This window comes from Nocardioides zeae (assembly GCF_030818655.1).
Lineage (GTDB): Bacteria > Actinomycetota > Actinomycetes > Propionibacteriales > Nocardioidaceae > Nocardioides > Nocardioides zeae_A.
Window position 1 is genome coordinate 3,521,199 of sequence record NZ_JAUTAN010000001.1, and the last position, 24,504, is coordinate 3,545,702.

Annotated in this window: 21 protein-coding genes and 1 pseudogene; 13 read left to right on the plus strand and 9 right to left on the minus strand. The window is 74.5% G+C overall.

Annotated features, from left to right (window positions below):
- Positions 1-16 precede the first annotated feature (16 nt).
- The 3 genes from QE405_RS16715 to QE405_RS16725 form a co-directional block, all read right to left on the minus strand.
- On the minus strand, positions 17-1,582 hold the full coding sequence (locus QE405_RS16715; protein WP_307202803.1) for an ABC transporter substrate-binding protein: 1,566 nt from the start codon (positions 1,580-1,582) through the stop codon (positions 17-19).
- A gap of 367 nt (positions 1,583-1,949) precedes the next feature.
- A complete protein-coding gene (gene eutC, locus QE405_RS16720; RefSeq protein ID WP_307202805.1) occupies positions 1,950-2,711 on the minus strand; it encodes an ethanolamine ammonia-lyase subunit EutC in 762 nt (253 codons plus the stop codon).
- The gene (locus QE405_RS16725) at positions 2,708-4,120 is read right to left on the minus strand and encodes an ethanolamine ammonia-lyase subunit EutB (protein ID WP_307202807.1); all 1,413 of its coding nucleotides are present in this window, start codon (positions 4,118-4,120) and stop codon (positions 2,708-2,710) included. The genes eutC and QE405_RS16725 overlap by 4 nt, the downstream gene beginning before the upstream one ends.
- A 363-nt stretch (positions 4,121-4,483) precedes the next feature.
- Between QE405_RS16725 and QE405_RS16730 the strand changes: the two genes are divergently transcribed.
- The gene (locus QE405_RS16730; protein ID WP_307202809.1) at positions 4,484-5,143 is read left to right on the plus strand and encodes a haloacid dehalogenase-like hydrolase; all 660 of its coding nucleotides are present in this window, start codon (positions 4,484-4,486) and stop codon (positions 5,141-5,143) included.
- Here QE405_RS16730 and QE405_RS16735 read toward each other — a convergent pair.
- Positions 5,133-5,870, minus strand: a complete 738-nt coding sequence (locus QE405_RS16735; protein WP_307202811.1) for a GntR family transcriptional regulator — start codon at positions 5,868-5,870, stop codon at positions 5,133-5,135. The genes QE405_RS16730 and QE405_RS16735 overlap by 11 nt on opposite strands.
- A gap of 41 nt (positions 5,871-5,911) precedes the next feature.
- On the opposite strand from QE405_RS16735, the gene QE405_RS16740 reads away from it, so the two are divergent.
- The 3 genes from QE405_RS16740 to QE405_RS16750 are packed head-to-tail and all read left to right on the plus strand — an operon-like array spanning position 5,912 to position 10,106.
- Positions 5,912-7,402 carry an FGGY family carbohydrate kinase gene (locus QE405_RS16740; RefSeq protein ID WP_307202813.1) on the plus strand — a complete coding sequence of 497 codons (1,491 nt, stop codon included), beginning with the start codon at positions 5,912-5,914 and terminating at the stop codon, positions 7,400-7,402.
- Positions 7,399-8,829 (plus strand): NAD(P)/FAD-dependent oxidoreductase, encoded by a 1,431-nt coding sequence (locus QE405_RS16745; RefSeq protein ID WP_307202815.1) that lies wholly within the window; start codon positions 7,399-7,401, stop codon positions 8,827-8,829. The genes QE405_RS16740 and QE405_RS16745 overlap by 4 nt, the downstream gene beginning before the upstream one ends.
- On the plus strand, positions 8,826-10,106 hold the full coding sequence (locus QE405_RS16750; protein ID WP_307202817.1) for an NAD(P)/FAD-dependent oxidoreductase: 1,281 nt from the start codon (positions 8,826-8,828) through the stop codon (positions 10,104-10,106). The genes QE405_RS16745 and QE405_RS16750 overlap by 4 nt, the downstream gene beginning before the upstream one ends.
- A 74-nt stretch (positions 10,107-10,180) precedes the next feature.
- Here QE405_RS16750 and QE405_RS16755 read toward each other — a convergent pair whose 3' ends face one another.
- Positions 10,181-11,497 (minus strand): glycosyltransferase, encoded by a 1,317-nt coding sequence (locus QE405_RS16755; RefSeq protein ID WP_307202820.1) that lies wholly within the window; start codon positions 11,495-11,497, stop codon positions 10,181-10,183.
- A 62-nt stretch (positions 11,498-11,559) separates the two neighbouring features.
- Between QE405_RS16755 and QE405_RS16760 the strand changes: the two genes are divergently transcribed.
- Together QE405_RS16760 and QE405_RS16765 are read left to right on the plus strand one after the other, a co-directional pair.
- Positions 11,560-12,201, plus strand: a complete 642-nt coding sequence (locus QE405_RS16760) for a TetR/AcrR family transcriptional regulator (RefSeq protein WP_307202821.1) — start codon at positions 11,560-11,562, stop codon at positions 12,199-12,201.
- Positions 12,202-12,372: 171 nt separating this feature from the next.
- Positions 12,373-13,011 carry a hypothetical protein gene (locus QE405_RS16765; RefSeq protein ID WP_307202823.1) on the plus strand — a complete coding sequence of 213 codons (639 nt, stop codon included), beginning with the start codon at positions 12,373-12,375 and terminating at the stop codon, positions 13,009-13,011.
- A gap of 25 nt (positions 13,012-13,036) precedes the next feature.
- Here the strand turns inward: QE405_RS16765 and QE405_RS16770 are convergent, their stop codons facing one another.
- Positions 13,037-14,542: a SulP family inorganic anion transporter gene (locus QE405_RS16770; protein ID WP_307202825.1), complete on the minus strand. Its 1,506-nt coding sequence runs from the start codon at positions 14,540-14,542 to the stop codon at positions 13,037-13,039.
- A 113-nt stretch (positions 14,543-14,655) separates the two neighbouring features.
- Here QE405_RS16770 and QE405_RS16775 point away from each other — a divergent pair, with 113 nt between their 5' ends.
- Positions 14,656-15,063 carry a MerR family transcriptional regulator gene (locus tag QE405_RS16775; RefSeq protein ID WP_307202827.1) on the plus strand — a complete coding sequence of 136 codons (408 nt, stop codon included), beginning with the start codon at positions 14,656-14,658 and terminating at the stop codon, positions 15,061-15,063.
- A 10-nt stretch (positions 15,064-15,073) separates the two neighbouring features.
- On the opposite strand, the gene sigJ is transcribed toward QE405_RS16775, so the two are convergent.
- Positions 15,074-15,967, minus strand: coding sequence for an RNA polymerase sigma factor SigJ (gene sigJ / locus QE405_RS16780; RefSeq protein WP_307202829.1), 894 nt, complete (start codon positions 15,965-15,967; stop codon positions 15,074-15,076).
- 111 nt (positions 15,968-16,078) lie between these two features.
- Here sigJ and QE405_RS16785 point away from each other — a divergent pair, with 111 nt between their 5' ends.
- From QE405_RS16785 to QE405_RS16810, 6 genes are all read left to right on the plus strand, one after another.
- On the plus strand, positions 16,079-16,402 hold the full coding sequence (locus tag QE405_RS16785) for a hypothetical protein (protein WP_307202831.1): 324 nt from the start codon (positions 16,079-16,081) through the stop codon (positions 16,400-16,402).
- Positions 16,403-16,442: 40 nt separating this feature from the next.
- Positions 16,443-17,717: an FAD-dependent oxidoreductase gene (locus tag QE405_RS16790; RefSeq protein WP_307202833.1), complete on the plus strand. Its 1,275-nt coding sequence runs from the start codon at positions 16,443-16,445 to the stop codon at positions 17,715-17,717.
- The gene (locus QE405_RS16795; protein ID WP_307202835.1) at positions 17,714-18,652 is read left to right on the plus strand and encodes an NAD(P)/FAD-dependent oxidoreductase; all 939 of its coding nucleotides are present in this window, start codon (positions 17,714-17,716) and stop codon (positions 18,650-18,652) included. The genes QE405_RS16790 and QE405_RS16795 overlap by 4 nt, the downstream gene beginning before the upstream one ends.
- A gap of 635 nt (positions 18,653-19,287) precedes the next feature.
- The gene (locus QE405_RS16800; RefSeq protein WP_307202837.1) at positions 19,288-20,328 is read left to right on the plus strand and encodes a hypothetical protein; all 1,041 of its coding nucleotides are present in this window, start codon (positions 19,288-19,290) and stop codon (positions 20,326-20,328) included.
- Between the two features lie 50 nt (positions 20,329-20,378).
- Complete coding sequence (locus QE405_RS16805) at positions 20,379-21,362, plus strand: hypothetical protein (protein ID WP_307202838.1); 984 nt, start codon at positions 20,379-20,381, stop codon at positions 21,360-21,362.
- A gap of 36 nt (positions 21,363-21,398) precedes the next feature.
- The gene (locus tag QE405_RS16810; protein ID WP_307202840.1) at positions 21,399-22,826 is read left to right on the plus strand and encodes an adenylosuccinate synthetase; all 1,428 of its coding nucleotides are present in this window, start codon (positions 21,399-21,401) and stop codon (positions 22,824-22,826) included.
- A gap of 17 nt (positions 22,827-22,843) precedes the next feature.
- Here the strand turns inward: QE405_RS16810 and QE405_RS16815 are convergent.
- Positions 22,844-23,656: pseudogene (locus QE405_RS16815) on the minus strand (substrate-binding domain-containing protein); the annotation flags it as partial.
- 118 nt (positions 23,657-23,774) lie between these two features.
- Entirely contained in the window at positions 23,775-24,425 is a 651-nt protein-coding gene (locus tag QE405_RS16820) for an urease accessory protein UreD (protein WP_307202841.1), read from the minus strand.
- Positions 24,426-24,504: the final 79 nt, after the last annotated feature.

The following is a 24,504-nucleotide window of genomic DNA, read 5'->3' on the forward strand; positions in this document are numbered from 1 at the left end:
CTCTCCGACGCTGTTCTCAGCGCTCGATGGAGGTGTTCGCCAGCGTGTAGCCGCTGAAGAACGTGTGGAAGCCGGGCAGGTTGGTGAAGCCCTCGACGTCGTCGCTGTAGGCCCAGGCCTGGTCGCGGGTGTCGATCGAGGCGAACGGGACGTCGGTCGCGACGAGGTCGAACGCCTCCTCGTACGCCGCGGCGCGGGTCTCGTCGTCCGTCGCCCGCAGGCCGTCGGTCAGGGCCGCGGCGATCTCCTCGTTCGCGTAGCCGAAGCTGCGGTTGAAGTTGTCGGGGCCCTGGACGAAGGACAGCAGGTAGATCGGGTTGGTGACGATGCCGACGTCGCCGGACACGGCGAGGTCGTAGTCGCCGGCCGCGCCCTTCTCGAGGCGGCCCGACCAGTCGGGGGCGTCGAGGGTGACGTCGATGCCGACCGCCTGCAGGTCCTGCTGCACCGAGAGCGCGGTGTCCTGGAGGAAGGTGTACTGCGACGTCGCGAGCAGCGTCGCGGAGAAGCCGTCGGGGTAGCCGGCCTCGGCCAGCAGCTCCTTCGCGCGGTCGGGGTCGTAGCTCCACAGCTCGTCGCCGAGGCCCTCGAGGGCGGGGTCGTCGGAGGTGACGACGCCCTCGAGCGGCTCGCCGTGGCTCTGGAAGGCGGCGGTCAGCGCGTTGTCGCGGTTGATCGCGTAGGCCACGGCCTCGCGCACCAGCGGGTCGGCGAAGGGGCCGTCGGTGGCGTTGAACTGCACGTACTGGAACGGGCCCGGCTGCGCGGCGAGCTCGACGCCGTCGGTGCTGCCGACGCGGTCGAAGTTCTCCCAGGTGACGTAGTCGATCATGTCGACGTCGCCGCTCACGAGCGCGTTCGCCCGGGCGTCGCCGTCGGGGTAGTAGGCCACGTCGATCTCGTCGAGCGCGACGTCGGCGGCGTCGTAGAAGCCGTCGAACTTCGCGAGCGTCATGCCGACGCCCTCGTTCTGCTCCTCGATCTCGAACGGGCCGGCGCCCACGATGTTGGGCGTGTCGGCGTTGAGGCTCGCGTCGGGCACGATCGCGGCGGTCGGCACGGCCAGGAACTCGAGGAACGCGTTGTTCGGCGCCTCGAGCGTGACGGTGACCTGGGTGTCGCTGTCGGCGGTGATGGACGCGATGTCCTGGAGTCCCGCGATGAGGGTCGAGCCGTTGGCGGGGTCCGCGTAGTACTCCAGCGAGTTCTTCACGTTGGTCGCCGTCAGCGGCGAGCCGTCGGAGAACGTCAGGCCCTCGTGGAGCGTGAAGACGTACGTCGTCGGGTCCGGCGTCTCGACCGACGCGGCGAGGCCGGGGACGAGCTCGCCGTCCTCGTCGAGCGTCATGAGCCCGCGGTGGATGAGCGTCAGGACGAAGTTGGTGGCGGAGCCCTGCCAGACGCCGGTCGTGAGGGTGACGGGCTCGGCGGACAGGCCGAAGCGGAGCGTGCCGGGGTCGTCGGAGCTGCCGGAGCCGCCGCCGCAGGCGGCGAGCGTCATCGAGGCGACGGCGGCCGCCGTGAGCGCTGCCGTGCGGGGACGGGCCGCGGCGCGGAGCCGGGACGTGAGGGAGGTGCGCATGGGGTCCTCTCGGGGGTGTGCAGATCGGCTCGGGGGGTGCCGACGTGAACCGCCTTCGAACCGAGCGTGAGGCGGAGGGGTCGAGAGGACTATGCGCGGCCCGCAACATATGCGTCCAATAGATCTACTGCGGAGCAGAATAAGGATCCGCTTATGTAATGGTGCCGTCACAGACCCGCAACCGGGCGGTCACAGCGAGGAGCGGACGACGTCGGTCCGGTGTCGCGGTCGTTAACCCCGCAGGTCAGCGTTGTGAGGGGGCGTCTCGACGGCCCCTCGTCCCGACAGGTGGTGGCGCCGGTCACGCGCCCGCGACCGGCGTCACACCGCGGCGTGCCGGCGGGTCAGCTGGTGGACGCACGGAGCCTCAGGAGAGCGCGACCGGTCCGTCCGCGGCCGCGTCGAGCGAGCGCGACGTGTCCTTGAGCCGCACGCCCGACTCCCCCAGCTCGCGCGCGCCGGCCACGAGGGCGTCGACGATGCGGGCGGCGTGGTCGTGGTCGAGCCCGTCGGGCGGGTGCACGTTGGAGATGCAGTTCCGCTCGGAGTCGCGGCGCCCGGGGCGCGGGTGGTGGGTCAGGTAGATGCCGAGGCTGCTCGGCACGGACAGGCCGGGCCGCTCGCCCACGAGCACCAGCAGCGTCTCGACGCCGAGGTGGGCGCCCACGTGGTCGCCGAGGGCGACGCGGGCGTTGGTGGCGACGACGAGCGGCGCCAGCGAGTAGCGCGGCGTCAGGCGCTCGACCAGCGCGGCGACCAGCGCGGGCGCGTGGTCGGTCAGCGCCTGGCCCGAGAGCCCGTCGGCGAGCACGATCCCGATGTCGGCCCCGGTGTCCCGCGGGAGGTGGTCGAGCTCGCGGGGCTGACGTCCGAGGTCGGGGCGGCGCAGGTACTCGCCGCGGTCGCCGACCCGGCTGGCCACCAGCAGCGGCGTACCGAGGCCACGGGACTCGAGGTCCGCCACCAGGGCGTCGATGTCGACGGGCACGTGCACGGCGTCGCGCGCCTGGGCGTGGGCCGCGCGGAAGGCGAGCACGTCGCCCAGCGCCATCGTGTCGCCGGCGCGGCCGAGGCCGATCCGCGACTGGGTGGTGCGCCGGAGGGCGGCCCAGAAGTCGTCGTCGCTCATGCGCCGGCTCCCAGCGTGCGGAGCACCGAGGTGCTCGGGTCGACGGGCAGCACCCGCCCGCTCTCCGACATGAGGCCGCAGCGGGTCAGCCACTCCTCGAACTCCGGCGCGGGGCGCGTGCCGAACAGGTCGCGGGCGTAGAGGGCGTCGTGGAAGCCGAGGCTCTGGTAACCGAGCATCACGTCGTCGGCGCCCGGCACGCAGATGACGAAGCCGACGCGGGCCGCGGCGAGGAGCGTCAGCAGCACGTCCATGTCGTCCTGGTCGGCCTCGGTGTGGTTGGTGTAGCAGACGTCGGCGCCCATCTGCAGGCCCAGCAGCTTGGCGCAGAAGTGGTCCTCGAGACCGGCGCGGACGACCTGCTTGCCGTCGTAGAGGTACTCGGGACCGATGAACCCGACCACCGTGTTGATGAGGAACGGGTCGAGGTCGCGGGCCACGGCGTACGCCCGGGCCTCCAGCGTCTGCTGGTCGACGGGACGCCCCTCGGTGCCGAGGTGGGCGTCGGCGGAGAGCACGGAGCCCTGGCCGGTCTCGAGGTACATGACGTTGTCGCCGACGGTGCCGCGGCGTAGCGAGCGCGCGGCCTCGTTGGCCTCCCGGAGCAGCTCGAGCGTGACGCCGAAGCCCTCGTTGGCGCCCTGCGTGCCGGCGATGGACTGGAAGACGAGGTCGACCGGGGCGCCCGCCTCGATGAGCCCGATCGAGGTGGTGACGTGGGTGAGCACGCACGACTGGGTCGGGATCTCGTAGCGCTGCCGCACGTCGTCGAGGAGGTGCAGCAGGTCGCTGACCGCCTGTGGGGAGTCGGTCGCCGGGTTGATGCCGATGACCGCGTCGCCCGCGCCGAGCAGGAGCCCGTCGAGCGTGGCCGCCGTGATGCCGCGGGGGTCGTCGGTCGGGTGGTTGGGCTGCAGCCGGGTGGAGAGGCGTCCCGGGAGGCCGACGGTCGTGCGGAACGCCGTCGTCACCTGCACGGCGCGCGCGACGGTGACGAGGTCCTGGTTGCGCATCAGCTTGCTGACCGCGGCGACCATCTCGGGCGTCAGCGCCCAGCGGATGCCCGCCAGGCGCTCGGCGGCGTCGTCGCGGGTGACGGTGTCGAGGAGCCAGTCCCGCAGGCCGCCGACGGTGAGGTGGGAGATCTGCCGGTACGCCGCGGCGTCGTGCTGCTCGAGGACGAGGCGCGTGACGTCGTCGGTCTCGGCGGGCACGAGCAGCTCGGTGAGGAAGAGGTCGAGCGGCACGTCGGCCAGCGCCCACTGCGCGGCGGCCCGCTCGGCGTCGGTCTCCGCCGCGCACCCGGCGAGCTCGTCGCCCGAGCGGCGCGGCGACGCCTTGGCCATGAGGTCGACGAGGTGGCCGAAGGTGTAGGTCGTCGGCCCGAGGGTCTGTCGGAACACGGTCACCCTGCGACCGTAGGCCGGTCCTGTCACCCGCGTGTTACACGCGGCAGTCCATGCGTGGATCCATGCACCATCGGACGGGGTGCTTATGGAGGCCGCGTCGAGTTGGGTCGGACGGCGCGGCGTGTGCGTCGAGTTGGGTCGGACGGCGCGGCGTGAGCGTCGAGTTGGGTCGGACGGCGCGGCGTGAGCGTCGAGTTGGGTTCTCCGGCGGCACGAGCGCGAACTGCGCGCCGCCGTACGACCCAACTCGATGGATCTGCCGCGCCGTACAACCCAGCTCGACGGATCTGCCGCGCCGTACAACCCAACTCGACGGCTCTGCCGCGCAGTCCGACCCAACTCGACGCAGGTACGGTCGCCCGCGTGGACCACCAGCAGCCCCCGCACCATGCCGTGTTCGACTTCGACGGGGTGCTGGTGCGGCGCGACTCGACGGTCGAGCTGCTGCGCCGCCGCTTCCGGCGGCGGCCCTGGCTCCTGCCGCTCGCGCTCGGCCCGCTGACCGCGTACGCCGCGACCATCGCCACCCCGCCCCTCCAGGCGCCCGCGTCCCGGGTCGTCGTGCGGGCCGCCCTCGCCGGCACGACCCGCGCCCGCGTCGAGGCCTCGGGGCGGGCGCTCGGCGCCGAGCTGGCCGGCGACGACCGCTGGCGCGTCGACGCGGCCGTCGAGGCCGTCCGCGCGCACCTCGCCGAGGGCGCCGTCACCGTCGTCTCGGCGGGCCTCGACATCACGGTCCGCGCCTATCTCGACGCCCTCGACCTCCACGACGTCGCCGTCGTCGCCTCCCGCCTCGACGGCCGGCTCGGCGGGGTGCAGCTCACGGACCACACGTACGGCGCGGCCAAGGTCGTGCGCGCCGCCGCGGCCGGGCTGCACCGCTGGGACGTGGCCTACACCGACGCCGCGTCCGACTTCCCGCTGCTCGCGCCCGCCCGACGCAGGGTGCTCGTCAACGCCCGGCCCTCGGTCGTCGCCGCCGCCCGCCTCCGCTGGCCCGACGTCGAGGTCGTCACCTGGTGACGTCGGCCTCCACCTCGAACACGGCACGGTCCGAGCGGTAGACGTCGCGGGCGAACTCCACGCAGCGCCCGTCCGCGTCGTACGCCGACCGCTCCAGCCGCGTCCCCGGCGTCGCGGCGACCGCATCGAGCAGCCGGCACGACTCGTCGTCGAGCACGACGGAGGCCAGCGTGGCGCGCGCGGTGGTGACCACCACGCCGTACGTCGCGGCGAGCAGCTCCCACAGCGAGCCCGTCAGGTCCGCCTCGAGGAGGCCCGGCGTCAGCGCGACGGGGAAGACGGAGGTCTCGAGCGCGATGGCCTCGCCGTCGGCGCTGCGGCGGCGGCGCACGACGTGGACGGGCGCCCCGGGGACGAGGCCGAGCGCGGTGGCGGCGGCGGTGTCCGCCTCGCCCACCTCGGCCGACAGCACGACCGCCGTGGGGGTCCGGCCGCCGCGCTCGACCTCGCGGCTGAAGCTGCCGATGCGGAAGACGTGCCGCTGCTCGGCGACGAAGGTGCCGCGGGGGGTGCGACGGTAGACGTAGCCCTCGTTCGCGAGGACCGTGAGCGCGTGGCGGGCCGTCATCCGCGAGACCCCGTGGAGCTCGGACAGCTCGCGCTCCGAGGGCACCAGCGTGTGCGGCGCGAGCTCGTCCTCGACGATGCGTCGGCGCAGGTCAGCGGCTATCTCGGCGTACCGCGGCACGCCCCCGCGCGGGGTCGGGGAGGACGCGGTCGGGGGCACCGCCGCAAGGTAGCACTTGCGCCAGGCTTGGCCTAGGGCGCATGGTATATACCAACTACCGACCACCCGAGGAGCTGCCGATGCACGTGCTGGCGATCGACCAGGGCACCTCCGGCACCAAGGCCGTCGTGGTCGCCCCCGACGGGACCGCGGTCGCCGCGGCCGAGGTCGCCCACGCGCCGCGCCACCTCGCGGAGCGGGGCGTCGAGCACGACCCGCTGGTCATCTGGCAGGCGGTCGTCGACACCGGCCGGCGGGCGCTCGCCGCGGCCGCCCTGCCCGACGGCGCCCTCGCCGCCGTGGCGCTGGCCAACCAGGGCGAGACCGTGCTCGCCTGGGACCGCGCGACCGGCACGCCCCTCTCCCCCGCGATCGTCTGGCAGGACCGCCGGGCCGCCGGCGTCACCGACGCGCTGCGGGCCCGGGGGGCGGCGGACGAGGTCGCGCGCCGTACCGGCCTCGTGCTCGATCCCTACTTCTCCGCCCCCAAGCTGCGCTGGCTACGCGACCACGTCACGCGCGACGGCGTCGTGACGACGCTCGACACCTGGCTGGTCCACCGGCTCTGCGGGGCGTTCGTCACCGACGTCTCGACCGCCGGTCGCTCGATGCTCACCACGCTGGACGACCCCACCGGCTGGGACCCCGACCTGCTCGACCTCCTCGGGCTCGGCGACGAGGAGCTCCCCGCGATCGTCGCCAGCGACGACGTCGTCGGCACCACCGACGTCTTCGGCCCGCGCGTGCCCGTCACCGGCCTGGTCGTCGACCAGCAGGCGGCACTCCTCGCCCAGGGCTGCTGGGACGCGGGCACCGTCAAGTGCACCTTCGGCACCGGCGCCTTCCTGCTGGCGCAGACGGGGACGGACCCCGTCCTGTCGTCGAGCGGGCTCACCACGTCGCCGGCCTGGCGGCTGCGCGACGAGACGCGCTTCTGCGTCGACGGCCAGGTCTACACGGCGGCCTCGGCGGTCGACTGGCTCGCCGGTCTCGGCGTGCTCGCCGGCGCGAGCGAGGTCGACGCCGTGGCCGCCGACGACGCCGGCGGGGTGCAGTTCGTCCCCGCCCTCACCGGGCTCGCCGCCCCGTGGTGGCAGCCGGGCGCGACCGCGTCGCTCACCGGCCTGCGCCTCGGCACCGGCCGCGGCGAGGTGGTGCGCGCCGTCGTCGAGGGCGTCGCCGCCTCCGTCGCCCACCTGCTCGAGGCCGTCCGCCACGACGGCGCCCCCGTGGCGAGCCTGCGCGTCGACGGCGGCCTCACCCGCTCCCACGTGCTCGTGCAGGCGCTCGCCGACCGGGTGCAGGTGCCCGTCGAGGTCCACCCCTCCGCCCACGCCACCCCGCTGGGGGCGGCGGTCGCGGCCCGGCTCGGTCTCGACGCCGCCCTCACGCCCGCCGAGGCGCTGCCCCGCGTCGTACCGAGCCGTGTCGTCCACCCCACCTGGTCCCCCGACCGGGCCGCGTCCGAGCAGCAGCGCTGGCACGACGCCGCCGCGCTCGTGGCCCGCACCGAACGAACGGAGCACCCGTGACCACCCCCTCTCCCGCAGGTACGCCGCGTCGCGTCGACGTCGACGTCGCCGTCATCGGTGGCGGCGTCGTCGGGTCGGCGATCGCCCGCCGCCTGGCGGGCGCCGACCTGCGCGTCGCGATCGTCGAGGCCCGCAGCGACGTGGGCGACGGCACCAGCAAGGCCAACACCGCGATCCTCCACACGGGCTTCGACGCGAGCCCGGGCACGGTGGAGTCGCGGCTGGTCGCCGAGGGCTACCACCTCCTCGGCGACTTCGCCGAGGAGACCGGCATCCCCGTCGAGCGCACCGGTGCGCTCCTCGTCGCCTGGAGCGAGGAGGAGCTCGTCGCCCTGCCGGGGCTGCGGGAGAAGGCGCGGAGGAACGGGTACGACGCGTGCGCGATCGTCTCCGCCGCCGAGGTCTACGACGCCGTGCCCTCGCTCGGCCCCGGAGCGCTCGGCGGGCTCACGGTCCCGGACGAGTCGATCATCTGCACGTGGTCGACCACGATCGCCCTGGCCACCGACGCGGTGGCGCGCGGAGCCGAGGTGCTGCTCGAGCACCGGGTGACGGCCGCCGAGCCGACGCCGGACGGCACGCTGCTGCGCACCACGGGCGGCGACGTGCACGCCCGGTGGGTCGTCAACGCGGCCGGGCTGCACGCCGACACCATCGACGGGCTGTTCGGGCACGACCGCTTCACGGTGACGCCGCGCCGGGGCGAGCTGTTCGTCTTCGACAAGCTCGCCCGGCCGCTGGCGCCCCTCATCGTGCTGCCCGTGCCCTCGTCCCGGGGCAAGGGCGTGCTGGTGAGCCCGACGGTCTACGGCAACGTCATGCTCGGGCCCACCGCCGAGGACCTCGACGACAAGACCGCGACCGGCACCTCCGCGGCGGGCTTCGCCTTCCTGCGCGAGAAGGGCGAGCGGATCATGCCGACCCTCTTCGACGAGGAGGTCACGACGACCTACGCCGGCCTCCGCGCCGCCGTGCCGGGCGGCGACTACCTGCTCGAGCGCGACGACGAGCGGCGCTACGTGCTCGTCGGCGGCATCCGCTCGACGGGCCTGACGGCGTGCATCGCGATCGCCGAGCACGTCGCGGGCCTGCTCGCCGCGGGTGGCGTCGACGTCGGGCTGCGGGACGACCTGCCGGCACCGCCGCGGATCCCGAACATCGGCGAGGCCGGCCTGCGGCCCTACGCCGACGCCGAGCGGATCGCCACCGACCCGGCCTACGGCCACGTCGTCTGCTTCTGCGAGCGCGTCACGGCGGGCGAGGTGCGGGACGCCTTCGACTCGACCCTCCCGCCCCGCGACATGGACGGTCTCCGCCGTCGTACCCGCCTCATGAACGGCCGCTGCCAAGGCTTCTTCTGCGGCGCCGACGCCCAGGCCGCGCTCGAGACGCGCGGCGCCAGCCTCCTCGCAGGAGCCGACCGATGACCGTCCCTGCCACCGCGCACGCCACCGCGCCGCCGACCCGCGCCGACGTCGTCGTCGTGGGGGGCGGGCCCTCCGGCCTCACCGCGGCCGCCGCCCTCGCCGAGGCCCTCGGGCCGGCGGCCACCGTGCTCGTGCTCGACCGCGAGCGCGAGGCCGGGGGGATCCCGCGGCACAGCGACCACACGGGGTACGGCATCCGCGACCTCCACCGCGTGCTGCGCGGCCCCGCGTACGCCCGGGTGCTCGTCGACCGCGCCCGCGAGGCCGGTGTCATCGTCGAGACCCGCGCGATGGTGACCGGCTGGGCGGGCGACCGCGCGCTCGAGGTCACCGCGCCGACCGGGCGCCGCGTGGTCGAGGCCGGCGCGGTCGTGCTCGCCACCGGCGCCCGCGAGCGGGCCCGCCCGGCGCGGCACATCCCCGGCGACAGGCCCGACGGGGTGCTCACGACCGGGCAGCTGCAGAACCTGGTCCACCTGCACCACCGCCCCGTCGGCGAGCGCGCGGTCGTCATCGGCGGCGAGCTCGTCAGCTGGTCGGCCGTCCTCACGCTCCGCGAGGCCGGCTGCCGCACGGTCGCGATGGTCACCGAGCACGAGCGCTCGGAGTCGTACGCCGCGTTCCGCCTCCTCGGCCGCCTCGCCCTCCGCGTGCCGGTCCTCGCCCGCAGCCGGGTCGTCGCCATCGAGGGGCGCGGACGCGTCACGGGCGTCGTGGTCGAGGACGGGGCGGGCGCGCGCCGTACCGTCCCCTGCGACGTCGTCGTCACCACCGGCGACTGGATCCCGGACCACGAGCTCGCCCGGTCCGGTGGGCTCGAGCTCGACCGGGGCACGCGGGGCCCGCTGGTCGACGCCGGGCTGCGCACCACCGCGCCGGGCGTCTTCGCCGTCGGGAACCTGCTGCACCCCGTCGACACCGCGGACGTGGCGGCGATCGACGGCCGGCAGGTCGTGCCGGCGGTGGTGGAGTGGCTGGGACAGGACGCCGGGCCGGGCTCCCTGTCCGGCGTGCGTCTGCGGGTGGAGTCACCCCTGCGCTGGGTGGCGCCGCAGGTGGTCGATCCTGCCGGTCCGGCCCCGGCCCGAGGTCGGCTGCTGCTCTGGACCGACACCTGGGTGGAGCGCCCCCGCGTCGAGGCCGTGCAGGACGGTCGGGTCGTCGGCACGCGCCGCCTGCCCTGGCCGGCGGCCCCCGGTCGGGTGTTCCGGGTGCCGAGCGCGATCCTCGACGCCGCGCGGCCCGACGGCGGGGACGTCACGCTGCGGCTCGCCTGAGTCGTGGCCCCAGCGCGCTGTTTTCCGTGGCGCTGGGGCCACGACGCGGAGCAGCGACAGGGACCAGGCCCCCGTCAGGCCACCCCAGCGGCCTGACGACGGCGTACCTGCTCCTCGACGTCGTCGACGAACCCCACCGGTCCCGGCGACGTCGCGATGGCGTCGCCGATGGCGCGGCTCGCGCGGGCGTACGACGGGTCGCCGAGGATCCGCTGCACCGCCGCGCGCACCTGGGCGACCGTCGGCGTGCTGGTGCCCAGCCGGATCCCCGCTCCCGACCACGCGACACGGGCCGACGTCTCGACCTTGTCCTCGGAGTCGCCGGCGACCACGACGGGGACGCCGTGCTGGAGGGCGTGGTGCAGGCCGCCGTACCCACCGTTCGTCACGAGCACGTCAGTGAGCGGCAGCAGCTTGTCGTAGGGCAGGAACTCGCCGACGTGCAGGCGCCCGGGTTGCGGCGCGAGGCCGACCAGGGCCTCCGACAGCGCCGCGACGGGACGGCCCCCGGTGGTGACGACGACGTCCACGTCGAGGTCGCCGAGGGCCTCGACCGTCGGTCGCACCAGCTCGCCGAAGTCGGTGTTCGCCACCGTCCCCTGGGTGACGTGGACGACCGGGCGGTGCTTGCCGAGCTCGGCGAACCACGGCGGCGCCTCCAGGCCGCTCTGCTCGACGCGGGTCATGGGGCCGTAGTACCGCAGCGACTCCGGCGCGTCGCTCCGCGGGAACTCGAACGCCGGGACGGTGAACTGCGCGATGAGGTCCGCGCTGCGCAGGATGTCCATGAAGAACCGGCCCCGGAGCGCCGGCGCCCCCATGCCGGCGAGCATCCGGTCGGCCGCCCGGTGCACGGGGCGCAGCACGACCCGCGTCGCGACCGCGGTGAGCACGGCGTTGCGCAGCCGGTTGGGCAGCGTCCGGCGCAGCGGCGTGATCCCGAGACCGTACGGCGGCGTGTCCCGGCTCGAGAGACCGAGCGGGATGATGCCGCACATCGCGACGAAGGGACGCTGCTCCGGCGCCAGGCGGTGGAGGGCCTGCACACCGACGAAGGTGGGCTCGTGCAGCACGACGTCGGTCGGCTCCTCCTCCAGCATCGCGAGCAGGGTCTGCCCGGCGAGCGGCGCCGGGGCGAAGAACGCCTGCTCCACGCCGGAGTTGATGGCGTCGCGACCGCGCTTGCGGTCGCCGGCGCCGAGCTCGTCGAGGGTGTCCGCCGCCGGCGGGAGCGGCACGAAGTCGACGCCGGCTGCCCGCACCATCGGGGCATAGCGCGCGCCCGTCAGCATCCGCACCCGCCACCCCCGCGCCTGGAGCTCGGCGGCGACGACCAGGAGGGGCCGCACGTGCCCCTCGGCCGGCATGCTGCAGATGACGGCAGTGGACACGGGACCTCCAGGTTCATTCGATACCCCAATGGGGTTTTAGATACACAGAGTAGCCTGAGTCAGTGCCCGAAAGGAAGAAGCGCACCTACGACAACTCGCGTCGCAGCGCCCAGGCCAGGCTGACACGCGCCGAGGTCCACCGGGCGGCGTTCCGGTTGTTCGGCGAGCAGGGCTACGCGGCCACCTCCCTCCCCCAGATCGCCGCCGCCGCCGGCGTGTCCGTCGAGACCGTCCGCAAGATGGGTCCCAAGAGCGGGCTGCTCGACGGTGCACGCGAGGTCGCCGTCTTCGACGAGAGCGGCGTCGACGAGGTGCTGGACACGACGTTCCTCCGCTCGGTCGCCGCGCAGGAGGACCTCGCCGGTGCGGTCGAGGTGCTGGTCGACTTCTACGCCACCTCCAACCACCGGGCCGCCGCCTTCTGGCAGGCGTGGCGCGCCGCCGCGGCCGGCGACCCCGTGGTCGCCGCCGCCTGGGAGCGCGAGATGGCCTCGGCGCACGGCGCGTTCCGCACCGGCATCGCGTACGCCGCGGGCCGCGGCTGGCTGCGGGAGGACGTGTCGGCCGAGGAGCTCGCCGCGACGCTCTGGGTGCTGGCTGCCAGCGAGACCTACACGCGCCTGACGGTCGACGCCGGGTTCACCGACGACGACTACCGGTCGTGGCTGCGCCGGATGCTGCTCGAGCAGCTCGCTCCGCGCTGAGCGTGCCCGCCCTGGCGCGGGTCCCGGCACCGGTCCTGGACACGTGACTCCGACACCGGGCCCCGAACTGGGACGTTGGTGCAGCCGGCTCGGCGTCGGGCCTCCCCCAACCGCACAGCTCCGCCCGGGTCGATCGAGCCAGCGACCCCGGCCCCTTGCGATCATCGACGCATGGACGGGAACGGGGAGCGCGAGCAGCGCCTGGAAGGCCTGGCGATGCAGCTGGAGGCCGGCTTCGACGAGGACTGGCTCCGCACGGGACCTCCGCGCCGCATCTACGAGCGCACGGTCGGCCACGCGACGTACCTCGGGGGCGACATCGAGCGGTCAGCGCCACTCTGCGCGCTGGCGGTCGAGGTCCCGGCTGCGGACGGCTCCGACCTGGTCGTCATGGTGCTGCTCCAGGACGACGAGGCTCGGTGGACCCTGTCGGCGTTCGACATCGACCACGTCCCCGACGGGTTCCTCGGTGGCGCGGCTCGCCGGGCGCTCGTCACCGCGCCGTACTCCCGGCCGATCCACCACGTGCTCGCGGGTGGACGCATCCGTATCGACCTGCTGCAGGTCCGCGCAGACATCGCATCCTGCACCCTCGACGGTCGGCCGGTAGCGGTGACCGAACGCGGGACGGTGCTCGTCGTCGGTGCGCACGGCGGTGTCCTGCGCTTCGGGCGCGAGGACGACACGGAGGTCTGGCGGGGCACGCTCGACGAGGCCGACCGCCTCGGCGGCGGGCCGGTCTGGGACGAGCGGGACCGCGCCGACGGAGATCTCGGCGACATCGTCAGCATCGTCTCCGACCACCGCTGACCCGGACCGGGCCGGGCCACCCGCCTCAGTGCTCGCCCAGCCGCCCGGTGAGCCGCTCGTGCCGGTCGGCGCTCGCGCCGACGAGCCCGACGATCTCCACGGCGGTCCCGCGCCGCTCGTACTTCGTCGTGATCGCGTCCAGCGCCGCCACCGACGACGCGTCCCAGACGCGGGCCGCGCTGAGGTCGATGACGACCCGCGCGGGGTCGTCCGCGTAGGCGAACTGCCGCGTCAGGTCGTTGCTGGAGGCGAAGAAGAGCTCGCCGGTGACCCGGTACGACGCGGTGTCGCCCACCACCACCCGCTCGGTCTCCGTCAGGTGGGCCACCCGCCGGGCGAACAGCACCATCGCCACCAGCACGCCGACGCCCACGCCGACCGCCAGGTTGTGGGTCCACAGCGTCACCGCGACGGTCGCCACCATGACCGCGGTCTCCGAGCGCGGCATCCGACGGAGCGTCGCGGGCCGCACGCTGTGCCAGTCGAACGTGCCGACCGCGACCATGACCATCACGGCCACGAGCGCCGCCATGGGGATGAGGGCGACGACGTCGCCGAAGCCGACGACCAGCACGAGCAGGAAGACGCCGGCCAGGAAGGTGGAGAGGCGCGTGCGGGCGCCCGAGACCTTCACGTTGATCATCGTCTGGCCGATCATGGCGCAGCCGCCCATCCCGCCGAAGAAGCCCGTGACGACGTTCGCCGCGCCCTGGCCCCAGGCCTCGCGGGTCTTGTCGGAGCCCGTGTCGGTGATGTCGTCGACCAGCTTGGCGGTCAGCAGCGACTCCAGCAGGCCGACGAGCGCCATCGCCAGCGCGTAGGGCGCGATGACCTCGAGCGTCGCCAGCGTCCACGGCACGTCGGGCACGAACCACGACGGCAGGCTGTCGGGCAGCCGGCCCTGGTCCCCCACGTCGGGCACCCCCACCGACCCGACCACGGTGAACGCCGTCAGCGCCACGATCGCGACCAGGGGCGCCGGCACCACCGCGCTCACGTGCGGCAGCCCCACGATGACGGCGATGCCGACGGCGGTCATCGGGTAGACCGCCCAGGGCACGTCGACGAGGTGCTCGAGCTGCGCGACGAAGATGAGGATCGCCAGCGCGTTGACGAACCCGACCATCACCGAGCGCGGCACGAACCGCATCAGCCGCGCCACCCCGAGCAGCGCCAGCACGACCTGCAGCAGGCCGCCCAGCAGCACCGTCGCGATGAGGTAGTCGAACCCGTGGTCCCGCATCACGGGCGCGATCACGAGGGCGACCGCCCCCGTGGCGGCCGAGATCATCGCGGGCCGGCCCCCGAGGAACGAGATCGCGACGGCCATCGTGAACGAGGCGAAGAGGCCGACCCGCGGGTCGACGCCGGCGATGATCGAGAACGAGATGGCCTCGGGGATGAGCGCGAGCGCCACGACGAGACCGGCGAGCACCTCGGTGCGCAGCAGGCGGGGCGAGCGCAGGGCGGCGCGCACGGTGGGCGCCCCGTCGCTCGGCACGGGCGCGGTGGGCACGGGTGCGTTCGACACGGCGGGCTCCGTTCGGCAGGGTGAGGGGCAGTACGGCGGGCGCCGCGTCCGCATCGACCCTAACGTTGCGTGAGGGTTGAGACCGCACCCGCGAGGAAGTGAGCCCGACCACCATGAGCGACCCGCTCGGTAGCAGCGACCCGCCCGCCGTCATGCACATCGGCGAGGTCGCCGCCCGGACGGAGCTGTCGCTCCGCAGCCTGCGGCACTGGGAGGAGGTCGGGCTGCTCCAGCCGTCGGGACGCACCGAGGGCGGGTTCCGTCTCTACACGGAGGACGACGTCGAGAAGATCCTCGTCATCCGTCGGATGAAGCCCCTCGGTTTCACCCTCGAGGAGATGAAGGACGCGCTCACCGACGTCGAGGTGCTGCGGGACCCGACCGCCACCCCCGAGGCCGTGGCCGCCGCCCGCGAGGAGCTGGCCGCCGTGCACGCCGACGCGGTCGAGCGCCGCGCGAAGCTCGTGCGCCAGCTGGCGATGGCCGACGAGTTCCTCGCGATCCTCGCGCGCGAGATGTGACGCCTGACCCTCACGCCCAGGCGCGCAGCTTCTCGGGGTTGACGCACAGCCACACGTCGACGATCCGGCCGTCCTCGACCCGGAACGACGCCACCCCGTGGATCCGGCCGTCGACGGTCATCCGGTAGCCCAGCCCGTCGGCGGTCGCGACCTCCTCCAGCACCATCGCCGGCTGCTTGGTGCGCACCCCGAGCAGGAAGCGCAGCACCCGGTCGGCGCCGTGCACCGGCTTGCGGGCCGCGCTGACCAGGCCGCCCCCGTCGCTGCGGAGCACCACGTCGGGGGCCAGGGCCCGCAGCAGCGCGTCGAGGTCGCCCCGCCCGGCCGCCGCCACGAACGCGCGCACCACCGTGTCGTGGTCCTGGGGCACGACCACCGTCGACCGCTGCTCCCGCACGTGCCGGCGGGCCGACGTGGCGAGCTGACGGGTGGCGGCGGCCGAGCGTCCGACGACGGCGGCGACCTCGTCGTACGGGACCGCGAAGACGTCGTGCAGCACGAACGCCACCCGCTCCGCCGGGGTCATCGCCTCGAGCACCACGAGCAGCGCCGTGCTGACGGCCTCGTCGAGCGTCACCCGGTCGGCCGGGTCGGGCGCCGGGGCCGGGGCCGTGCCGCTGAACAGGTCGGCCGGCACGGGCTCGGGGAGCCACTCGCCGACGTACCGCTCCCGGCGCGCCCGCGCCGACGTCAGCTGGTCGAGCGCGACCCGGCTCGCGACGCGCGTCAGCCACCCGGCGGGGTTGGCGATGGCGGCGCGCTCGGGGTCGTCGAGGCGGTACCAGCGCACGTAGGTCTCCTGCACGACGTCCTCGGCGTCGGCCAGCGTGCCGGTCATCCGGTAGGCGAGCGCCAGCAGGCGCCGCCGCTCCTCCGCCACCTCGGCGAGCGTCTCCTCGGCCACGGCTCCTCCTCTGCTCGCACACGCATCTTCCCCAGTCTGACGACGCAGTGCCCCGACCTGTGAGGTCACCGGTCGGTTTGCGCCCCCCGCGGGCCGGGCACGGCACTGCCCATGGCTTCCCGTGCGCGCAACGAGTTCGACGTCCCCGCCTCCCCCGCCGCCGTCACCGACGCGGTCCAGCGCGTGGTCCACGACCAGGGCCACCGCCCGGTCGGCCAGAGTCCCGACGGGCTGCAGCTGGCGTTCGTCACGAAGAAGACGGCCTTCACGTGGGAGCTCGAGACCTCGGTGCTCATCACCCCGACGCCCCAGGGCTCGCACGTGACGATCGACCTCGACACGCAGCCGGGCCGACCCAAGGCGCTCCTCGACGGCCGCAAGAACAAGAAGGCGGCGCAGCGCCTCGCCGACGAGATCCAGGCCGCCCTGGCCTGACGCACCGGACCCGCTTGGCCACCTCGCCCATGCTGGCGTCATGGTGACCGAGTCCGACGTCGTCGTGGTGGGTGCCGGCCTGGCCGGTCTGCGGTGTGCGCACGAGCTGGAGCGCGCCGGGCTCGACGTCGTCGTGCTCGAGCGCTCCGACGCCCCCGGGGGGCGCATCCGCACAGAGTCCGTCGACGGTCACCTCCTCGACCGTGGCTTCCAGCTGCTCAACCCGGGCTACCCCGCCGTACGCCGCTGGGTCGACACCGACGCCCTCGACCTCCACGCGTTCGACGCGGGCGTCGCCCTCCGCGACGCCTCGGGGACGCGGCGGCTCGGCCACCCCTGGCACGCGCCCCACCTGCTGGGCGCGTCCGCGGCGGCGGTGGCGGGCGACGTGCCCTCGGGACTGCGGCTCGCCCGTTGGCTCGCGCCGGTGCTCCGCCCGTCGCGCCGTCCCCTGACCGCGCGGTTGCTGGCGAAGCCCGACAGCGACCTGGCCGGCAGCCTCGACGCGGCCGGGGTCCGGGGCGTCCCGCGCACCGTGCTCGACCGGTTCCTCGCCGGGGTCGTGCTCGACGACAGCGGGGCCACGTCCGCGCAGTTCGCGCGGCTCCTCATCAGCTCGTTCGTCGCCGCCACCCCCGCCCTGCCCCGGGAGGGGATGGAGGCGCTCCCCCGCCAGCTGGCGGCACGCCTGGCCGCGCCCGTGCAGACGGGCGTCGAGGTCGAGGGGGTCGTGCGGGGCCGCACCCCCCTCATCCGCACCTCCAGCGGCGAGCACCACGCCCGCGCGGTCGTGGTGGCGACGGCGGCCCCCGCCGCGGAGGGGCTGGTGGGCACGCCGGCGCCGCCGCAGCGCGGGGTGGTGACGGAGTGGTACACCACCGACGAGCCCCCCGCGCCCCCCGAACGAGCCCGGCTGCTCCACGTCGACGGCCACGACCGCCCGACCGGTCCGCTCGTCAACACGGCGGTGATGTCGGCGGCGGCGCCGAGCTACGCGCCGCCCGGGCAGCACCTGGTCGCGGCCTCGGCGCTCCTCGGCCCCGACCGGCCCGTCCCGTCGTCCGCGGAGATGCGGTCCCACGCCGCCGCGCTGCTGGGCACGGACGCCGGCTCGTGGCGGCTCCTGCGACGCGACGACGTGCCCCACGCGTTGCCGGCCCAGCTGGCGCCGTTGACCCACCGGCGCCGTACGGGCCTCGGCGACGGGATCTTCGTCGCCGGCGACCACCGCGACACCGCCTCCATCCAGGGTGCGCTCGTGAGCGGCCACCGCGCCGCCGCGGCCGTGCGCGCGACGCTGGGGGTGGCGCGGTGAACCCCGTGCTCGTGGTGGGTGCCGGCATCGCCGGCGTCGCCTGCGCCCGCGCGCTCACCGACGCCGGTGTGCCCGTGCGCGTCGTCGACCGCGGCCACCGCGTCGGCGGGCGGATGGCGTCGCGCCGCATCGACGAGCGGCCGGTGGACCTGGGGGCGTCGTACTTCACCGTGCCCCGCGACGACGCCGACTTCGCGGCGGTGGTCGAGCGGTGGCGCACCGCTGGCCTCGCCCGCGCGTGGACGGACACCTTCCACGTGGCGGACGGCCTGGAGCCGAAGGAGGGCCCCGTGCGCTGGGGCGCGCCCGGCGGCCTGCGCTCGCTCGTGGAGGACCTCGCCTCGCCCCTCGACGTACGCCGCGGAACCGTCGCCTCCGTCGACCTCGGGCCCGCGGGTCCGGTCGTCGACGGCGAGCCCGTGCGCGCGGTCGTGCTGGCGATGCCCGACCCGCAGGCCCGACGGCTGCTGGCCGACCCGCTCGCCGACCTCGGCGCCCGGCTGGACCGCGGGTTCGAGCCGGTGCTGGCGCTCGTGGCCTCGTTCGAGGAGCGCACCTGGGACGTCGACGGCGTCTTCGCCGACGACCCGCTGTCGTTCGTCGCGGACGACGGTCGGCGCCGTGGCGACGACGCCCCCGTGCTCGTCGCGCACTCGACCCCGGAGCTGGCGCGGGAGCACCTCGACGCCCCGGAGGAGGCGGCGCCCGCGATGACCGCCGCGCTGCGCCGGCTGCTCGACCTGCCCGCGCCGGCGGGCACCGTCGTCCATCGGTGGTCGTTCGCGCGGCCGACGGGGGACCGCGACGCGCCGTACCTCCTCGACGACCGCGGCATCGGCGTCTGCGGCGACGGCTGGGGCCCGACCCCCCGCGTCGCGACCGCGTGGCGCTCGGGGCATGAGCTGGGCGCGGCGATGGCGGAGCGGCTGGGCTGAGGGCTGTTCCGCCGGAGCGGAGAACGCATCCCCGGACCCCCCGTGACGGCCCCTCCGGGGAACTGTTCTCCGCTGGAGTGAACACCCTCGCCCCGCCTCCCACGGCTGACGTCGTGCCGGGTTGTCACGTACGGCGCGCTCGGGTGGCGACCGCGAAGGGGCTCCAACGACAGCCGACCGCCCTTGAACGCCGGCGTTCGTGACCCTTTCCCCGGGCCGCGCCGGGCCCCCGAGATTCGCGGACGTCATGCGTTCCGGCCGTCGGGTCGCCCGCTTCGCATGACGTCCCACGACTACCCGCGAGCAATCTCCTGACCTGCGTACTCCCTGACGTTCCGCACGCGACACGCCGTCGGTACGGCGCGACACGGTGCCCAACGTCAGGGACTACCCGCCCGGGATGCCGCCCGGGATGCCGCACGGCCGGCGGACGTCATGCGCCCCGGCTGCCCCCGGGACCAGAACGCATGACGTCCGGAGCCATCCCTCCCGGGCGTCATGCGCGCCGTACCGCCCGGCCACCAGATCGCATGACGTCCGCACGGGCGGCCGCCCCCGAGCCCCGCCAGGAAACTTTTTGTCAATCTGACTCAAACCCCTTGCCTGCCCATTAATTGTCGCGCAGACTATTAGTCATGACCACCGACACGGACCTCCTCCGACGCATCGAGGACGCCGCCACCCCGGCCGACCTCTTCGGCCCGCAGGACGGCTCGGACCAGGCGCGGCGTCGCGCGCGGCGTACCCACCGCGTCATCGCCACCGCCCTCCACCCCGACCGTCGCGACCCGGCGATCGACGCCGCCCGCGGCGACGCCGCCTTCGCCAAGGCCACGACCTTCTTCGAGCAGTGGAGCAACGGCATCGAGGCCGCCGACGAGGGCACGATCATCGGCGCGAACGGCACCTGGACCCTCGGCGCGCAGGTCGGCCGCGGCACGGTCGCGAACCTCTACGCGGTCCCCGGCGGCGACGCGGTCGTCAAGATCGCCCGCCGGCGCTCGTCGTTCCGCTACCTCCGCAACGAGCGCACGGCCCTGACCCGGCTCATGGAACAGAGCGACAGCTGGCTCGTGCCGTACCTCCCCCGCCTCCTCGACACCGCCACCCTGCGCAGCCCCGGCGGCGGCCGCGGCGCCGAGCAGCGCGAGGCCAACGTGCTCGGCTCGCTGACCCGCGCGGACGGGTACGTCGCGCTGACCGCCGTGCAGGCAGCCGCGCCCGACGGGCTCGACGGTCGGGACTGGGCCTGGATGCAGCGGCGGATCATCCGCGCGCTCGCCGCGGTCCACGCGGCCGGCCTCGTGCACGGCGCCCTCCTCCCGGAGAACGTGCTCATCCATCCGGAGCAGCACGGGGTCGTCCTCGCGGGTTGGTCGTTCGCGACCCGGCCCGGCCGCCCGGCCGAGGGCGTCGTCGCGTCGCAGGCCGCGGCGTACCCGCCCGAGGTCACCCGCGACGTCGTCACCCCGGCGACGGACGTCGCGATGCTCGGCGCGCTCGGCCTGGCGATGCTGCGGCCCGACCAGCGGGTGCAGCGGCGGTTCTCCGCCGGCCTTCGGCAGGACGCCCCCGGCATGCGGCCGCGGGCCGCTGACCTGCAGGGGGAGTACGACGAGCTGCTCGACCGGCTCTACGGGCCGCGGCGGTTCCGCCCCCTCGACCTGGCCGTCTGAACGGCCCCACACACCCACACCGAAGCGACAGACACGAGAGGAACAGGACAATGGGCAACGGAGCATGGAGCGACCGGACCTTCGCCGCGTCGGCGGGCGCCCGCAGGCGCGCCGGTCGGGCGGCGTTCGGCTACAGCGACGACGTACGCCGCAAGCCGACCTCGCAGTGGAAGGCACACCCGACGCTCGACCCGAACGGCGTCACCGTCCGCGAGTCGCGCGACTCGGCGGAGCACCCGAACAGCACCCCGATCGCCGTCTTCTTCGACGTCACGGGCTCGATGGGCACGGTCCCGCAGCAGATGCAGGGCGAGCTGGCGAAGCTGCACGGGCTGCTGCAGCGGAAGGGCTACGTCGACGACCCGCAGATCATGTTCGGCGCGATCGGCGACGCGGACACCGACTACGTGCCGCTGCAGGTCGGCCAGTTCGAGTCGGACAACCGCATGGACGAGCAGCTGCGCTCGATCTTCCTCGAGGGCAACGGCGGCGGCCAGATGAGCGAGTCCTACGAGCTGGCGGCCTACGTCATGGCCCGCCACACGGCCACCGACGCGTGGGAGAAGCGCGGCAAGAAGGGCTACCTGTTCGTCATCGGCGACGAGATGGGCAAGCCGAAGATCCGGGCGCGGCAGCTGCGCGACATCCTCGGCGTGGAGGCCCGGGAGGACGTGCGCTCGGCGGACCTGTGGCGCGAGGTCGAGGAGCGCTGGGAGGTCTTCTTCATCCTGCCGCGGCAGACGGCGCACTACGACGACCCGCGGGTCAACGGCTACTGGCGCGACCTGCTCGGCGAGCGCCTGCTGCGCCTCGACGACCCGCGCGCGGTCTGCGACCTCATCGCGCTGACGGTCGGCCTGCTCGAGGACGCCATCGACCTCGACGAGGGCCTCGAGGACCTGCGCGACGTCGGCAGCACGAGCGGCGGTGCGGTCTCGCGGGCGCTCGCCACGGTCGGTACGGCGCGGGGCACCGCCACGCTCCCCGCCCGGGTCGCGCGCGACCTGGGCGCGGAACCGGACGACCTGGCCTGAGCCGGGCCCGACCACACGAACGAGAGGAGAAGCGAGATGACCACCCAGCCGCACCGCATCGTCGTCGGCCTCGGCTTCGGCGACGAGGCCAAGGGCGCGACCGTCGACCGGCTCTGCGCGGAGGGCGGCGTGGCCGCGGTCGTCCGCTTCTCGGGCGGACCGCAGGCGGCGCACAACGTCGTGGTCGGCGGCGTCCACCACACCTTCCGGCAGTTCGGCAGCGGGACGCTCGCGGGGGTGGCGTCCTACCTGAGCCGGTACGTGCTGGTGAGCCCCGAGGCGCTGGGAGCCGAGGCGGACGAGCTGGCCGCGTGCGGCGTACCGGATCCCCTCGGCATGATCGCCGTCAGCCCCGACGCCCTGGTCGTCACGGCGGTGCACCGCGCCGCGAACCGCACGCGGGAGGACCTGCGCGGCGACGCGCGGCACGGCTCGTGCGGCCTGGGGGTCGGGGAGACGCAGCTCTACGCGCTGCCCGAGAACGGCGGCCCGGCGGCGATCCGGGTGCGGGACTGCCGGACCCCGGACGTGCTGCGGGTGAAGCTCGCGGCGCTGCTGGAGCACTACGCGCCGCTGCTCGCGCAGGGGTCGCACGAGGTGCCGTCGCTGCGGGAGATGGCGGTCGACCTGCTGGAGTTCGGGGCGGCGGTCGAGATCGTGCCGGACGTCGCCTACCTGGCGGCGGCCGCCGCGACCGGGGCGCTCGTGCTCGAGGGCTCGCAGGGCGTGCTGCTCGACGAGTGGCGCGGATTCCACCCGCACACGACGTGGTCGACGGTGACGCCCGCGCCCGCGCAGGAGCTGCTCCGGGAGGCCGGACTGGAGCGCGGCGAGGTCTGGGGCGCCGTGCGGTCCTACGCCACACGCCACGGGGCCGGTCCCTTCCCGACGGAGGACCGCGCGCTCCGGCTGCCGGAGGCGCACAACGGCTACGGCACCTACCAGGGCGACTGGCGCACCGGGCACCTCGACCTCGTGCTGCTCGACTACGCGGCGCGGGTGTGCCGGGCTGCCGGCGGGCTCGACGTCCTGGCCGTCAGCCACCTCGATGCGGAGCCCGTGGGCGTCGCGGCGGGTTACGCCTCGCTGCCGCTCGGCGACCTCACCGACCTGGCGCACCAGTCGCGCTTGACGGCCGCTCTCCTGGCGGCGAGGCCGCGGGTCACGCCGCTGGAGGGCCCGGTCGACGAGGTCATCGCGCGGTGCGTCGGGGTGCCGGTGGGCATGCGGGCGTACGGCGCGGCCCGCGCCGACCGCGAGCTGCTGCGCCCGACCTCGGGGGTGGTGGTCGGGCGCAGCAGCGGTCGGGGGGAGCGGTCGGGCGGTCAGCAGCCGCCGTTGCGCTCGAGGTACTCGTCGAGCGCGGCCTCGTCGTCCAGGGTCAGCGTCTGCAGCGGGATGGAGATGGAGGCCTCCGTGTCGTCGCCGTTGATCGCGGCCAACGCCTGCTCCACGCCCTGGTAGCCCTCGCCGTAGGGGTCCTGGGCGATGAGCGCCTGGATCGATCCGTCACGCAGCGCGTCGACCTCGGTCTCGGCCGCGTCGTAGGCGACGACCTTGACGTCACCCACGGCGTCGGCCTCCTGCAGGCCGGTGACGGCGCCGATGGCGTTGACGTCGTTCGCGACGAAGATGCCGGCCAGGTCCGGCGTGCTGGCCAGGTTCGAGGTCACGAAGCCGGCGGCGGCGGTGACGTCGTTGAGCGCGTACTCCTCGCCGATGAACTCGATGTCGGGGTAGTTCTCCTCGAGCTCCGCGATGAAGCCCTCGACCCGCACGTACTGCGCGTCCGTGCCGGGCGGCGAGCTGATCGCCATGACCTTGCCGGAGCCACCGATGGCCTCGGCCATCGCCTTCGCCGCCTCGCGACCGCCCTCGGTGTCGTCCGAGCCGATGCGCGAGACCGAGACGGAGTCGTCGGTGATCTTCTGGTCGAGCTCGACGATCGGGGTGTCGTTGTTCTTGATCTCGGTGAGCCGCGGCGTGAGGGCCTCGACGTCGGTCGGCACGACGAGGAGCGCGTCGGGGGCCTGGGCCGCGACGGTGTCGAGCACCGGCAGCTGCTGGGCGGCGCCCCAGCTGTCGGGGGCGGCGACCGTGAGGTCGACGTCGTTGTCGGCCGCGGCAGCCTCGGCGCCACAGGCCATCGCCTCGTAGAAGGGGCTGCCCTTCGTGCCCGGGACGAGGGTGATCGCGACCGTCCCGTCGCCGGCGTCGTCGGAGCCGCAGGCGGACAGCATCGGAGCCAGGACGAGGAACGTCCCGGCACCCAGCAGAGCGATCTTGGAGTTCATGGGGGGCCTTTCCGTCGGGCGTCCGTGAGGCTTCCCGGACTTCCGTCCGGACGCTGTGCAATCGATTACATCGAAGCGTAGGTACCGCACGTTACGTCGCCGTTTCGTGTGGCACACGTCACGAAGGAGAGATCTCGGGGGCACCGTCCGCGCGGTGCACCACCCCGATCGCCCGGTCCATCGCGTCCCGCAGCGCCGCACCGTCGCGGGCCGCCACGCGCACCGCGAGACCCGCACCGTGGGGCAGGCGCGAGACCGCGCCGTACGCCGCCCCGCCCGCCGCGGCCCGCTCCCACTGCACCCACTCCGCCTCGTGGACGACCGGTGCGGAGGGGCCGCTCCCCGCGAGCACCAGGAGCCCGACGGCACGCGTTCCCGCCGGGAGGTCGGCACCGGTGAACCGGGTGCGCTCGCGCGCGAGGAGGCGTCCCGCGACCCGGACCTCCAGGGTGGAGTCGTAGTTGCACCGTTCCCCGATGACGACCACCGACTCGACCGTGAGCACCGTGCCCTGCCCCAGCTCCACCCGGGTGTGCTGCTCGAGGTCGCTGTCGTCGTGCAGGAGCCGGGGCTCGGCGAGGTTCTCGAGGTGCCCGCCCGTGGTCGCGACGAGCTCCAGCTCCTCGACCGCCCCGGCGTCCGCGCCGCGGCGGTGCACGGACACCGCGCCCTGCCCGCACACCTGCGCCCGGGCACCGTCGGCGACGCTGATCCGCTGACGCAGGCGGTCGCCGGTGATGATGCCGCCGCTGCCGGACTGCACGATCACCTGGGCGGAAGCACCGGCGCCGGGGAACACGCGACCGACCGCGTACGGCCAGCGGTGGTGGCGTCGGGTCAGGGCGGTC

Coding starts and splice junctions, on each gene's coding strand:
- QE405_RS16775 (WP_307202827.1), top strand. CDS start 14,656: ATGAGCGACCCGCTCGGTAGCAGCGACCCGCCCGCCGTCATGCACATC.
- QE405_RS16750 (WP_307202817.1), top strand. CDS start 8,826: ATGACCGTCCCTGCCACCGCGCACGCCACCGCGCCGCCGACCCGCGCC.
- QE405_RS16805 (WP_307202838.1), top strand. CDS start 20,379: ATGGGCAACGGAGCATGGAGCGACCGGACCTTCGCCGCGTCGGCGGGC.
- QE405_RS16740 (WP_307202813.1), top strand. CDS start 5,912: ATGGTATATACCAACTACCGACCACCCGAGGAGCTGCCGATGCACGTG.
- eutC (WP_307202805.1), bottom strand. CDS start 2,711: ATGAGCGACGACGACTTCTGGGCCGCCCTCCGGCGCACCACCCAGTCG.
- QE405_RS16715 (WP_307202803.1), bottom strand. CDS start 1,582: ATGCGCACCTCCCTCACGTCCCGGCTCCGCGCCGCGGCCCGTCCCCGC.
- QE405_RS16790 (WP_307202833.1), top strand. CDS start 16,443: ATGGTGACCGAGTCCGACGTCGTCGTGGTGGGTGCCGGCCTGGCCGGT.
- QE405_RS16765 (WP_307202823.1), top strand. CDS start 12,373: ATGGACGGGAACGGGGAGCGCGAGCAGCGCCTGGAAGGCCTGGCGATG.
- QE405_RS16785 (WP_307202831.1), top strand. CDS start 16,079: ATGGCTTCCCGTGCGCGCAACGAGTTCGACGTCCCCGCCTCCCCCGCC.
- QE405_RS16800 (WP_307202837.1), top strand. CDS start 19,288: ATGACCACCGACACGGACCTCCTCCGACGCATCGAGGACGCCGCCACC.
- QE405_RS16810 (WP_307202840.1), top strand. CDS start 21,399: ATGACCACCCAGCCGCACCGCATCGTCGTCGGCCTCGGCTTCGGCGAC.